This window comes from Neorhizobium sp. T25_13 (assembly GCF_002968675.1).
GTDB lineage: Bacteria > Pseudomonadota > Alphaproteobacteria > Rhizobiales > Rhizobiaceae > Neorhizobium > Neorhizobium tomejilense.
This window is the reverse complement of the sequence record NZ_PVBI01000015.1, coordinates 136366-149008: the sequence shown is the minus strand read 5'-3', so window position 1 is coordinate 149008 and position 12643 is coordinate 136366. Positions and strand designations below refer to the sequence as shown.

Below are 12643 nucleotides of genomic sequence, written 5' to 3'. Positions count from 1 at the left end.
CGACAATCCGAAAACGGCCGTCTTCGAATATCTGAAGACCCATCCGGAATTCGAGATCGACAAGTCGGTCGAGAACAAGCTGCTGATCACCGTCGCCCCGGACGGCTTCCTGAAGCGCCTGCGCTGAGGTCATCAAGTTGTTGATAATAAAAATGCTGTGACGATAGGTATTGGCGTAAGGTCCCGTTCTGTCGAGCGAATTGAAGAATGACCCCGCATTGCCACCACGTGGGATGCCACGCGTGATTTCGCTGCCCCGGATACAACGGCGATCTTCCAAAGAAAGGCGACAATAGAAATTTGTGCATTCCGATGCACGCGTCTTCGCACCTTGGATCGTAGCAATCGCGAGGCGCTCGAGGTGACCTGAGAAATTTCGATGTAGGTTCACTGCGATAATTGACGCATCAACGTTAATGCAAAAAGAGGGGCTGAAGGAACTGATGGACAGGGCAGGGGTGTGATTGACGCAACAGCGTTAACGCACATGAACGCGTTTGCGTTTGGGAACAATTCTCCGATCCCGCTCCACGTTCGTGGCGGATAAAGATCCACGACCTGATTTATAGACAAAAACACGCGCGTTGGTTCTCAAAGTGCCCAATCTTCGCGCATATCGCGAAGCTTGTCATTGGATCCCATCGGCCGGCTAGATGAGGAAGCGTCGAAACTGAACTCTCTCGGACGGCCGAATCGAAGCCGGCCGCCCGGGTTTCAGTTCGGCTTACGCCCCTTGCAGTCTTTCAAGGTGTTCCCTGCAGACATGTTCCACGCGTTCCAGCAATATGGCGGCCCGCTCTCCCAGCCACGAGAGGGCCTCCTCGCTGATCTCGTAATGCTTCGAGTACCGCGCCTTCACATAGGCTTCGTTGAGCGTGTTGAACCAGGCGCGCTCGCGGTGCTGATCGCGCGGGAACGCCTCGGCCAGCCGCCGGTCCTGTTCCTCGGCAAGCGAGCGCAGGAACTTGATGTTGTGGGAAGGCGGACCGTAGTTCGTGAGCGTGAGGAGGACGCAGGAATAGGCCTGCTCGACCGATTAATGCATAACGAAGGCCGCCAACGAGGTAGAACCTCGAACCCTTCAGGTATTTCGAAGCCGTATTGAACCGATGTTCAAAGTGATCTTTCGCGACCCTCAGCCGATCCGCCGGCGCCAGCGGCTGCAGCTCCGCAAGGGGCTCATCATCCAGTTCATAGAGGACAATGCCTTCCTTACGGATGTCGGAGAAGAAGTACTGCCCCTCCTTCAGGTAGGTGTTCACCTCGCGCCTGGAATGGACGATGAAGCTCACCGGCGTCTCGATCGACTTGTCGCGGATCAGCCGGTCGGCGGCCTTGTACCAGTAGTCCGCGAATTCGCAGAGCCTGCGGTCGTTGACGATGACCAGCAGATCGAAGTCGGAGCGATAGCCTTTCATGGTGAACGGCTCGTCGACCCATCCACCCTTGGCGTAGGAGCCGAACAGGATGATCTTCAGGATCCGGCCGCGCTTCTTGAAGCCGGCTGCCCCCTCCTTCAGCGCGTCCTCGAATTCCTCATGCAGGATTTCCAGAACCTGGGCCAGCTCTCGCTGGTTGCGCGGAGGCATATGATCGAGGGATGACTTCATCATGAACGGCGATGACCTCAGGAAGGACTGGCGCTGCTGGTGCAATACGAACTGGTTGCGTCGCTTGTTTCTACACACACCGCAGGGCGCCGGGAAGCAGAGATCAGCAAGATCGCAGCACCGGCGCGTGCAGCCGCTCTCCTAGTTTCAACGTATCGGTCGTGCGCAAGCGGTACGACTCCGTGGGCATCGATCAGGTCGGGAGAGCCGCCGTCCGGATCGTTGATCGAGCGCACCGGCCGAGCTGTTGCGTGACTACAAGTTGAAGCGGAGCTTGAGGTGGGACTGAAACCTCACCATAAGAAATGCCGACCGGAATCCTCACTGCTTCGATTGGACAGTATGCGGATATTTTATCCACCCCACTGCTCAACAGGGCCGAGTCATCAGCTCACTTATCGCGACGACAAGGTGTGCGCTTTTCCCGCTAAAACAGGTATATAATCGCACGTCCGACTTTAGGCGCACCTCGCTTCGTTCGGTTCCACGCTCCAGAAGACTTCGATCTGGTCACCCTGGCTGCTGGCTCCGGTTTTGCGCTGCCGCGGTTTCGACGAAGCGGACGCCGCCTTCGCCAGAGTCAAAATCCCTCAGCGCTCGTGCCCTTCGAACCCGCTCGCACTGGACGCTGACGGTTGCGCCAGGAGCTGGAAACGCGCCGCAGGCGCCTCCCCGGCTGAGTGGGCACACCGAGTTGCAAGCGATCCTGCGCGATGCCGTGCTACTCGGCGCACCGGGCGACGTTTACGGACCGGCTAAACGGCTTGCCCCGCACTGCTGCAGCCCCTTGTGCTAGACGAAGCCGTTTGGAAACCTCGTATCACGAGGGAGGGTGGCGTGACTGGTGCGATAGCGGACTGCGCAATCAGATGATGAACAAAGGCTCGTCGAACGAACCGGTTCAAATCGCCGTTGCTGGCGTGTTCGAGCGCCTTCATCGAGTAACCCTCGTCGAGCGCTGACTGTCGTAGGCGGCCTGAGAGGGAAACCAGATCATCTGCCAGACGTTGGTTCGCTCCGAAATCCAGTCCTCCAGCCAATCATCGATGATACGCATATTGTCACCTTCGAAAACTCATTCCTGCTCCGCAACGCCATAATTCCTGGAGCGGCATTGGGTTCCGGCACCGGCCCCTTCCTCCAGCCCCGCTCCCCCTCGTTCATATGCTGTACAGGTCGATTGCAGACAATGGCGGCCCCGGATCGGATAACTTTCAGTCGTGAGAATGGAGGCGCAAACTGTTGGATGCTCGCTGTAAAGAGATTTTCACCACCTACATCGACCGTGAATACGGCGACTCGCCATTGGCTATTGAGGAAGCGCCTTCCCTGGCGTTCGAGCAAGGCACTCAGGCGGCGAAGCACCGAGGAGATGCTAGCTCCTGTCCCTACAGCGCAGTTTCTGACCCAGAGCCTTTTCTAGCGTCGGTGGAAGCTTTCGAGTGCTGTTCTATTCGGTGAGCCTTCTGCTGGGCGCGCGGTATCGGTATGGCTGCAATTACGTCGGCCGTGTCGGGACCGGTTTCCAGCACGATGTCGCCAGATCGCTGAAGAAGCAGTTCGACAAGCTCAAGACGAAGCTGCCGCCGGTGAAGGTGCCGGCGAAGAACCTGGCGTTGACTGCTCCCGCGCTTGTCGCGAAATCGGGTACCGCGCGTGGACGAATGACGAAAGGCTGCGGCACCCGTCATTCAAGGGGCTGCACGATCTGGATGATACTTCCGATGTTTACCGGCTGCCGGATCAGGTTGCGGAAAGATTTCCGGCCATTCGGACTGTAACAAGTTTTTGGGTTTGGCGGATTGATTTCTCGTCAGGATAGAATATCGCTGTTGAAAATCTCAGCTGGGGGTAGATGATGAGAAATATGATTGCCGCTTTCACGCTTGCTGTGTTTTCCATCGGGGCAAGCGGACTGGCGGAGGCTTCCGACAGTTTCAAACGGCAGTCCCTATCCAGAACAGTCATGAGCGGTGTCCGGACAAAGCTGGGGCAGCACTGGCATATCAACAACGATTGCAGTTTGGCTGACGTACCGGTTGTCCGCATCGTCGAAGCGCCCAAACATGGACGCGTTGAAATCGTCCGTCAATCGGTTTTCCCGACCTCATCAGGAAAACTTGAGCGATGCCGCACCGTTAAAGTCATGGGTCTGGTTGCTTATTATACCGCCAAAGCGGGCTATGTCGGAGAGGACAGTTTCGTGCTGAGATCGCCCTACGGGGATGGGAAAATCGCAGATACTACGATGAACGTTACTGTGCTGAAGTAGTGAGATGACTATCAGCCTCCTCGGCGTCGGCTCGGGGTTAACGAGCGTCGGCAATCCAGCGCTTGTTGTTCTTCTCGACGGCGCGGATGACCTTGTTTTCGTCCTCGACGCGCCGGGCGAATGCGTGCTCATCCGGGCTGATCTGTCGCCGAGTGCCGCGGCGACGTCGATGACCATCAGCCTGGCTGCAAAATACACAACTGAAGAGGATGCCGGAGCGGTTCGAACGCTGCATGTGCCGTAAGATCCGGGGTACTGACCCCGGGGCTTCACGATGACATGTTGCGCGCCACAGCCGGCCATCTTCCAATGGAACGAGTGTTAGACGTCCGTCAAACCCTCTTTCCGGCCGCATCGAACAGGTGGAAGCGGGCGGCGTCGGCGGTCAGGGCCATGGTCTCGCCGATCTGGATGGCGGAGCGGCCTGGGACGCGGAAGACGACGGGACTGCCGTCGGCGGTCAGGGCATGGACGTAGCTTTCGGCGCCAACCAGTTCGACCGCCGCCACCTGAACTTCGGCCCGGACGGGGCCGGCAACGTTGCCATTGGCGATCACGATGTCCTCCGGGCGGATGCCGATCGTGGCGGCACTGTTGGGCAGTCGCGCCTCGGGCGACATCTTCCAGCCGGCGCCGTTACCGAGTTTCATGAGGTTCATGGACGGCGAGCCGATGAAGGTCGCAACGAACGTGGTCTCGGGCTTTTCATAGAGTTCGATCGGCGTGCCGACCTGCTCGATCCGGCCGGCATTCAAGACGACCAACCGGTCCGCCAGCGTCATCGCCTCCATCTGATCGTGGGTGACGTAGATCGAGGTCGTGGCGAGCGAACGCTGCAGGCGGCGGATCTCGACCCGCATCTGGACGCGCAGCTTGGCGTCGAGATTGGAGAGCGGCTCGTCGAACAGGAAGGCTGCCGGCTTGCGCACGATGGCGCGGCCCATGGCGACGCGCTGGCGCTGGCCGCCGGACAGCTGGCGCGGCTTGCGTGCGAGGAACGGCTCGATCTCCAGCGCACGCGCCGCCTCGGTAATGCGGCGGTCGATCTCATCCTTCGGCGTATTGCGGTTCTTGAGGCCGTAGGCAAGGTTCTGCCGCACGGTCATGTGCGGATAAAGCGCATAGTTCTGGAAAACCATGGCGATGTCCCGCTCCGCGGGTTCCAGTTCGTTGACGCGCTTGTCGGCAATCGTCACCTCGCCCGAGGAAATGCCTTCGAGACCCGCCACCATGCGCAGAAGGGTGGATTTTCCGCAGCCGGAGGGGCCGACCAGCACGATCATCTCTCCGTCTTCGATATCGAGCGAGACGCCCTTGATCGCCTCGATATTGCCGCCATAGACCTTGCGGACGTCCTTCAGTTCAATTCTTGCCATTACTTCTCGGTCTCCACCAAACCTTTGACGAACCAGCGCTGCATCAGCACCACGACGATGACGGGAGGAATGATCGCCAGGATCGCGGTGACCATGACGTAATTCCAGGGGGTTGAGGCATCCGCGAAATCGACCATGCGGCGCAGGCCGATGATGATCGTGTTCATCTTCGCGTCATTGGTGACCAGCAGCGGCCACAGGTATTGCGTCCACCCATAGATGAACAGGATGACGAAGAGCGCCGCGATATTGGTCGTCGACAGCGGCAGCAGGATGTCGCGCATGAAGCGGAACGGCCCGGCATTGTCGATGCGCGCAGCCTCGACCATCTCGCCCGGGATCGTCAGGAAGAACTGCCGGAAGAGAAAGGTGGCGGTGGCAGAGGCCATCAGCGGCAGCGTCAGTCCCGCATAGGTATCGATCAGGCCGAGGTCGACGATAACCTTGTAGGTCGGCAGGATGCGCACTTCGACCGGCAGCATCAGGGTGATGAAGATCATCCAGAAGAAGCCCATGCGGAAGGGAAAGCGGAAGAAGACGATTGCAAAGGCCGACAGGAAGGAGATGAGGATCTTGCCGATGGCAATCGCGATCGCCACCACGAAACTGTTGAACAACAGCCGCTCGAGGCTCACCCCGACCACGCGCTCGACGCCGCCGGAAATGGATTCGTTGTAGTTCTCCATCATGTGGCCGCCGGGCAGCAGCGACAGCGGCGGACGGATGATGGCGCTCGACGTCGCCGTCGAGGCGATGAAGGTATAATAGATCGGAAAGGCAACGATGAGGATGCCGAGGATCAGCATCAGGTGCCCCATGAGGGTGGCGAGCGGGCGGTTCTCAATCATCGGATCACCTCAACCATAATGCACGCGCCGCTCGACGAAGCGGAACTGGAACGCCGTGAGCGCGATGACGATGACCATCAGCACCACCGACTGGGCGGCGGACGAGCCGAGGTTGAGGTTCACGAAACCGTCGTTGTAGACCTTGTAGACCAGCGTCTCGGTCGCCTTGGCAGGCCCGCCGCCGGTCACGGAATGGATGATGCCGAACGTGTCGAAGAATGCGTAGACGGTGTTGACGACAAGCAGGAAGAAGGTCGTCGGCGCGAGAAGCGGGAAGACGATCGTCCAGAAACGGCGGCTGCCGCGGGCGCCGTCGATTGCGGCGGCCTCCAGCAGCGATTTCGGGATTGCCTGCAGGCCGGCGACGAAGAACAGGAAATTGTAGCTGATCTGCTTCCAGGCGGCCGCAACCACGACTAGCACCATCGCCTGATCGCCGTTGAGCAACGGGTCCCAGGCGACGCCATTGCGTCTGAGAAGATAGGCCAGCGTCCCCATGGCCGGATTGAACATGAACAGCCACAGCATGCCGGCCACGGCCGGCGCCACGGCATAGGGAATGATCATCATGGTGCGGTAGAAGCCCTTGCCGCGCACCACCAGATCCGCCGCGGTCGCCAGCAGCAGCGCCAGGCCCATCGAGAGCAGGGCGGTCGCGACGCTGAAGACGATCGTCACCTGCAGCGCATGAAGGTAATTCTCGTCCGACAGGATCAACCGGAAATTTGCCAATCCGACGAAACTGCTCTGCAGGCCGAACGGGTCTTCCCGCATCGCCGATTGATAGAGCGCCTGGCTTGCGGGCCAGAAGAAGAAGATGATTGTCAGGACGATCTGCGGCGCGACCAGGAAATAGGGCAGGATCTTGTTCGGAAAGACGACGCTTTGCACGGGCGGGCTCCCTTGGAATGCGAATGAGGCCGTCCGCATCGCCTGACGCGGACGGCCCTGGCTGCTTACTTGCCGATTGCCTGCTGGATCGCGGCATTGCCGCGTTCGACAACCTTGTTGAGCGCCGTCTTGGCGTCCTGTTTGCCGGCCAGCATCGACTCGAACTCCTCGTTCATGATGTCGCGGACCTGCGGCAGGTTGACGAGGCGGACACCCTTGGAGTTTTCGGTCGGCGCCTTGCCCATCATCTGCAGGAGCGGCGCTTGGCGGCCGGGGTTCTTGTCGTAGAAGCCGGACTTCTTGGTGTCGTCATAAGCTGCCATCGTCACCGGCATATAGCCGGAAACCTGGTGCAGGCGGGCCTGGATCTTGGTCTGCGACAGGAAGTTGAAGAACTCCGCAGTGCCCTTGTATTCCGCATCGCTCTTGCCGGCGAAGACCCAGAGGCTGGCGCCGCCGGGAATGGTGTTCTGCGGCCGGCCGGCACCCTCGTAATAGGGGAGCTGGCCGATGCCGTAGTTCATGCCGGTCTTGATGATGTCGCCGAGGCCGCCGGAGGATTCCGTCATGATACCGCATTCGCCCGACGTGAAGAGCTGCTTGGCCTCCGACGTGCGGCCGCCATAGCGGAAGGTGCCGTCCTTGCCGAGATCGGCGATCGACTGGAAGTGCTTGACGAAGAACTCGGAGTTGACGGCAAGCTTCACGTCCACGCCGGCCAGCCCGTTTTCGTTGCTGCCATAGGAGACGTTGTTCCAGGCGGCGAGATTTTCGGTCTGGATCCAGGTGAGCCAGGTCGAGGTCATGCCGCAGGGGGCAGCCCCGCTGGTCTTGATCTTCTTGGCTGCCTCGAACACCTGCGGCCAGGTTTTCGGCGGGTTGGCGGCATCGAGGCCGGCCTTCTGGAAGATATCCTTGTTGTAATAGAGGATCGGCGACGAGGAGTTATAAGGGAAGGACAGCATGGTGCCGTCCGGCTTCGAATAATAGGCGACGATGCCCGGCAGGTATTGCGACTTGTCGAACTTGTAGCCGCCCTTGGTCAGCACGTCGGCGACCGGCACGATGGCGCCCTGGGCGCCCATCATCACGCCGCTGCCGGCGTCGAACACCTGGATGATCGCCGGCGGCTGCTTGGCACGGAAGGCGGCAATGCCGGCGTTCAGCGTTTCCGGATAGCTGCCCTTGAAGACCGGAACGATCTTGTAGTCCTTCTGGCCTTCGTTGAATTCCTTGGAAAGCTGCTCGACGACCTCGTTGTTGGCGCCGGTCATGGCGTGCCACCATTGGATTTCGGTGACGGCCATCGCGCTCGACGCCATGAGCAGCGATGTGGTTGCGGCAATTGCTGAAGCAAGAACGATTTTCATGGATGTTTTCCTCCCTTGACCATGAACCGAAGATTGGGTCCGACAAGGACCCGTTTTTGCGCGCGCCGCCGGACTTCAAGGTTCGGACGGCGCGTGAATAAAGTGGTTACGCAGCCGCCGAATCTCCTGCGCCGACACCGGCGATGCGTTTGAGATCGCTAACGGCGCCCGGGCCGGCGGCAAGTACCGGGGCACCCTTGGTGAGCCGCCCGCCTTCCGTGGGGAAGGGCAGGAACCAGCCGCCTGCCTCCTCGACGATGCAATAGCCGCCGAGGCAGTCCCAGGCGTGCATGTAGGGCTCGTAATAGCCGACCAGCCGGCCGGCGGCGACATAGGCGAGCATCAACGCACCCGATCCCAGCCGGACGAAATTGCCGCCGCCCTCGAGGAGATCGTTGACGATCTTGCCGACCGCGGCCGGCGTGACATGGTGGTTGGCGCCGATGCCGGTCAGCGCGTTGCGGATCGTCTTGCGGCCGTCGAGCGAAAGCCGCTTGCCGTTCAACGTGGCGCCCTGTCCGGCCGCTGCGGAATAGATTTCTTCGTAGCAGGGCACAAAAATCACGCCGACGACCGGCTTCTTGTCATGGAGAACGGCGATCGAGACGCACCAGTTCGGCATGCCGCTGACAAAGGGGCTGGTGCCGTCGATCGGATCGACGACCCAGGTATAGCCGGAACTGCCTTCGGCAAGCCCGTATTCCTCCCCCAGGAAGCCGTCGTCCGCGAATGTTTCGGACACCCGGTCGCGGATGAGGTTTTCTACCTCCCGGTCGGCGATCGAGACGACATCCTGCGGATCGCCCTTGGTTTCGATGACCAGTGTTTCGCGCCGGCTGAAATAGTCGAACGCGACCTTTCCCGCTTCCCGCGCGATCTTTTCGGCAAGCGCGTGGCGATCCCTGATTTGCTGCTCGTTTTTATTCATGAAGAAACATGTCCCTGTCTAAAGACTTTCATTCCGCGATGATGGCGATGCCGCGGCTCTTGAGGCCGATGGCAACCTGTGTGCCGGGAGGAAGAGGGCGGTCGACCGACGGGTCGACGATGAACAACGTCCCGCCGCTCGTTTCCGCCTCGTATTCGATATGATCCCCGAGATAGGCCGTGTGGCTGATCCGCCCGGAAAAGGCGGCGCTTTCGGCTGGTTCGACGGTGATGGCGCTCGGTCTCACCGCAAGCTTGCCGCGGCCGGGCCTTGCCCCGCGTGCCGGCACGACATGGCGCAGTCCCTCGATGCTGACGGTCGCCTGCGCGCCCGAGATGTCGATGATCTCGCAATCCACCACATTCGCCTCGCCGATGAAGTCGGCGATGAAGGATGAGGCCGGTGCCTCGTAGAGGTCCCGCGGGCTGCCCTCCTGGGCGATGCCGCCATCTTTCATGACGATGATCTTGTCGGAGACCGCCAGCGCCTCGTCCTGGTCGTGGGTGACGTAGACGGCGGTAAACTGCAGGCGCTGCTGAAGCTCGCGGATTTCGGTGCGGACGCGACGGCGCAGACGGGCATCGAGGTTGGACAGCGGCTCGTCGAGCAGCAGGACTTGGGGTTCGAGGACCAGCGCGCGGGCGACGGCAACGCGCTGCTGCTGGCCGCCGGAAAGTTCGGCAGGAAGACGACGTCCCATTCCCGCAAGGCCGACGAGTTCGAGCCCGTGCTCGGCCTTTTCACGCGCCACCTTCCGGCTCAGCCCCGACGACTCCAGCCCGTAGGCAATATTGTCGAGCGAAGTCATATGCGGGAAAAGGGCGTAGGACTGGAAGACCATCGAGACGTCCCGCTCGTTGGCCGGCAGCATGGTGACGTCCTTGCCGCCGATCAGAATGCGGCCGGAGGCCGGGTGTTCGAGGCCGGCAAGCATGCGCAGCGTCGTGGTCTTGCCGCAGCCGGACGGCCCGAGCAGTGTCACCAGCGTGCCGGGCTCGACGGTCAGCGACAGGTCGTGAATGGCCGTGAAGGCGCCGAAGGTCTTGCGGACGTTCTGAAAAACGACGGATCCGGCATTGGCGGGTCTCATGCGATTTTCTCCTGCGGGATGGAAGTCGGGACACGGGCGAGTTCGGCCGAGATGCGGTTTTCGCGCCTTAGCCGCCGTTCGCCGACGATCAGCTGAAAGCCGGTAATGACAGCGATCATCACCACGATCAGCATGGAGGAATAGGCGATCGCCACGCCGTATTCGCCGTTTTCGACCAGCCCGACGATATAGGAGGTCGCCATGTTGTACTGGGCGCTGACCAGGAAGACGACGGCGCTGATCGAGGTGATGGCGCGCACGAAGGAATAGACGAGTGCGGCGGTGATGGCCGGCCTCAGGAGCGGCAGGATGACCTTGCGGATGGTGCGGAAGCTGGTTGCGCCGAGCGTCATCGAGGCTTCGTCGAGGCTCTTGTCGAGCTGGCTCATGGCGGCGATACCGCCGCGCACTCCGACCGGCATGTTGCGGAAGACGAAGCAGGCGACGAGGACCAGCGCCGTGCCGGTCATTTCGAGCGGCGGCAGATTGAAGGCCATGATGTAGCTGATGCCGATGACCGTGCCGGGAATGGCGAAACTCATCATCAGCGCAAATTCGAAAAGCTCGCGGCCGGCAAATTTCTGCCGCACGATCACGTAGGCCGTGGCCAGTCCGACGGCGGCGGTCAGCGGCGCCGAGATCAGCGCGATCTCCATCGTCGTCCAGAAGGAATTCCAGGCAACCCCGGTCCAGACCAGCGAACCATCGCGGACGGTGACGGAGAAAGCCTTGGCGTAATGGGCAAGCGTCAGCGTGTTGTCGAGCCCCCAGGTCTTCACGAAGCCACCGAAGATGATCATGCCGTAGACGACGAGCGTGAAGATCATCCAGGGGATGACGAGCATATGTACGGCAATCGACAGCGGGCGGGGCAGCGCGATATGGGCGCCGCTGTCGCCCTTGCCGGTGACGGTCGCGAAATTCTTGCCCGAAAGCCAGAGCCGCTGCGCGAGGAAGGCAGACAGGGTGAAGCAGAGCAGGATCATGGCGAGCACCGCGGCGCGGGCCGGATCGTTCTGCGAGCCAACGACGGCAAAGAAGATTTCCGTCGAAAGCACGCCGTGACTGCCGCCGAGGACCAGAGGGTTGCCGAAATCCGCCATGCTTTCGATAAACCCGATCAGGAAGGCGTTCGCGAGGCCCGGCTTCATCAGCGGCAGGGAGACGCGCCAGAATGTGCGCCAGCGGTTTGCGCGCAATGTCTGGGAGGCCTCCTCCATCGAGGGGCTGACCCCTTCGACGACGCCGATCAGGACGAGAAAGGAGATTGGCGTAAACGACAGCACCTGGGCGATCCAGATGCCGGTGAGGCCATAGAGCCAGCGGCTGGGCTCTATGCCGAAGACAGACGAAAGGCCCTCGGTGACGACGCCGGCACGGCCGAACAGGAGCGTCAGCGCCAGGCCGATGACGAAGGGTGGTGTGATGATCGGCAGCACGGTCAGGAGCCGCAGGCCCTTCTTGAAGGGAAAATGCGTGCGGGTTGCGACCAGTGCGAAGGCGAGGCCCAGCAGCGTTGAGCCTGCAGCCGTCATGATCGCCAGGAAAAGTGTGCGCCAGGCGATCCCGCAGCGGGTGCCGCCGGCAAGACAATCGAGGCTCCAGATCGAGGATTCGGCGATATTGCGGCTGAATCCATCGAAATTCACCGAACCGTCGAAGTCCTGGAAGGCACCGATGAACATGCTGCCGATCGGATAAAAGACGAAGACCGCGACGAGGAAGATCAGCACGGAGATGGTCGAGACGACGAAGGCGTCGCCGCGCATCACACCCCTTTCGGCAAGGCCGAAGGAAAATAAGAGGACGAAGACCACGGACATCAGGACGGCGCCGGCACCCATCGACGACTGGCCGTCGGCAAGCTCACCGAAGAGCGTCTGGGCGATCGCCCAGTTCCAGCCGGTATTGCCGATTGCAAGCCCCTGGAGCGCGAGAAAGACGATACCGAAGCCGCCCGCCCAGGCGAGAAGCGCGCCGCGCCGCATCGGGTCGGTCACGAATCGCGCCGCGGCCGCGCCGAGAAGTGCCAGCAAGGCGATGAACAACCAAAGCCGGCCGTGCACGAAGATCTGCAGCATCCCGGGAGCAGCCGAAGCCGCCCCCGGGAAGTCCCCCAGCCAGGAGAATGACAGAAAACCCTTCTCGATCCGGTACCATGGCAAAACGAGCATGGCCGCGGCGCCGAAGGCAAGGACAAGGTCCAGTCTGCGATTGCGATTGTCCATGGTCGGCCGCGACCTCATCGAGAGCATGGA

The 12643-nt window shown here is 61.0% G+C and carries 12 protein-coding genes and 1 pseudogene; 4 read left to right on the top strand and 9 right to left on the bottom strand.

Features of this window, described 5'->3' with window-relative positions; genetic code table 11:
- A partial coding sequence (locus C5J22_RS26665) for a cephalosporin hydroxylase family protein (protein WP_245440391.1) occupies nucleotides 1-127 on the top strand: 127 nt, incomplete at its 5' end.
- Between the two features lie 597 nt (nucleotides 128-724).
- Here the strand turns inward: C5J22_RS26665 and C5J22_RS26660 are convergent.
- Nucleotides 725-1613 (bottom strand): annotated as a pseudogene (locus C5J22_RS26660) (nucleotidyltransferase and HEPN domain-containing protein).
- A 931-nt stretch (nucleotides 1614-2544) separates the two neighbouring features.
- Entirely contained in the window at nucleotides 2545-2667 is a 123-nt protein-coding gene (locus tag C5J22_RS31955; RefSeq protein WP_256386178.1) for a hypothetical protein, read from the bottom strand.
- A gap of 385 nt (nucleotides 2668-3052) precedes the next feature.
- On the opposite strand from C5J22_RS31955, the gene C5J22_RS26655 reads away from it, so the two are divergent.
- The 3 genes from C5J22_RS26655 (at nucleotide 3053) to C5J22_RS26645 (ending at nucleotide 4126) form a co-directional block, all read left to right on the top strand.
- Nucleotides 3053-3391 (top strand): hypothetical protein, encoded by a 339-nt coding sequence (locus C5J22_RS26655; RefSeq protein ID WP_105440691.1) that lies wholly within the window; start codon nucleotides 3053-3055, stop codon nucleotides 3389-3391.
- A 77-nt stretch (nucleotides 3392-3468) separates the two neighbouring features.
- Nucleotides 3469-3882, top strand: a complete 414-nt coding sequence (locus C5J22_RS26650; protein WP_105440702.1) for a hypothetical protein — start codon at nucleotides 3469-3471, stop codon at nucleotides 3880-3882.
- 4 nt (nucleotides 3883-3886) lie between these two features.
- On the top strand, nucleotides 3887-4126 hold the full coding sequence (locus tag C5J22_RS26645) for a hypothetical protein (RefSeq protein WP_105440690.1): 240 nt from the start codon (nucleotides 3887-3889) through the stop codon (nucleotides 4124-4126).
- An 88-nt stretch (nucleotides 4127-4214) separates the two neighbouring features.
- Here the strand turns inward: C5J22_RS26645 and C5J22_RS26640 are convergent, their stop codons facing one another.
- From C5J22_RS26640 to C5J22_RS26610, 7 genes are all read right to left on the bottom strand, one after another.
- Entirely contained in the window at nucleotides 4215-5258 is a 1044-nt protein-coding gene (locus tag C5J22_RS26640) for a sn-glycerol-3-phosphate import ATP-binding protein UgpC (RefSeq protein ID WP_105401598.1), read from the bottom strand.
- Nucleotides 5258-6106: a sn-glycerol-3-phosphate ABC transporter permease UgpE gene (gene ugpE, locus C5J22_RS26635; protein WP_105440689.1), complete on the bottom strand. Its 849-nt coding sequence runs from the start codon at nucleotides 6104-6106 to the stop codon at nucleotides 5258-5260. Before ugpE ends, C5J22_RS26640 begins: the two co-directional genes overlap by 1 nt.
- Nucleotides 6107-6115: 9 nt before the next feature.
- On the bottom strand, nucleotides 6116-6997 hold the full coding sequence (gene ugpA / locus C5J22_RS26630; protein WP_105435231.1) for a sn-glycerol-3-phosphate ABC transporter permease UgpA: 882 nt from the start codon (nucleotides 6995-6997) through the stop codon (nucleotides 6116-6118).
- Between the two features lie 65 nt (nucleotides 6998-7062).
- Nucleotides 7063-8367: a sn-glycerol-3-phosphate ABC transporter substrate-binding protein UgpB gene (ugpB, locus tag C5J22_RS26625; RefSeq protein WP_105401595.1), complete on the bottom strand. Its 1305-nt coding sequence runs from the start codon at nucleotides 8365-8367 to the stop codon at nucleotides 7063-7065.
- A gap of 106 nt (nucleotides 8368-8473) precedes the next feature.
- A complete protein-coding gene (locus tag C5J22_RS26620) occupies nucleotides 8474-9295 on the bottom strand; it encodes an inositol monophosphatase family protein (RefSeq protein WP_105440688.1) in 822 nt (273 codons plus the stop codon).
- Between the two features lie 28 nt (nucleotides 9296-9323).
- Nucleotides 9324-10385 carry an ABC transporter ATP-binding protein gene (locus tag C5J22_RS26615; protein ID WP_105440687.1) on the bottom strand — a complete coding sequence of 354 codons (1062 nt, stop codon included), beginning with the start codon at nucleotides 10383-10385 and terminating at the stop codon, nucleotides 9324-9326.
- Entirely contained in the window at nucleotides 10382-12613 is a 2232-nt protein-coding gene (locus tag C5J22_RS26610) for an iron ABC transporter permease (protein WP_105440686.1), read from the bottom strand. The genes C5J22_RS26615 and C5J22_RS26610 overlap by 4 nt, the downstream gene beginning before the upstream one ends.
- Between the last annotated feature and the right edge of the window lie 30 nt (nucleotides 12614-12643).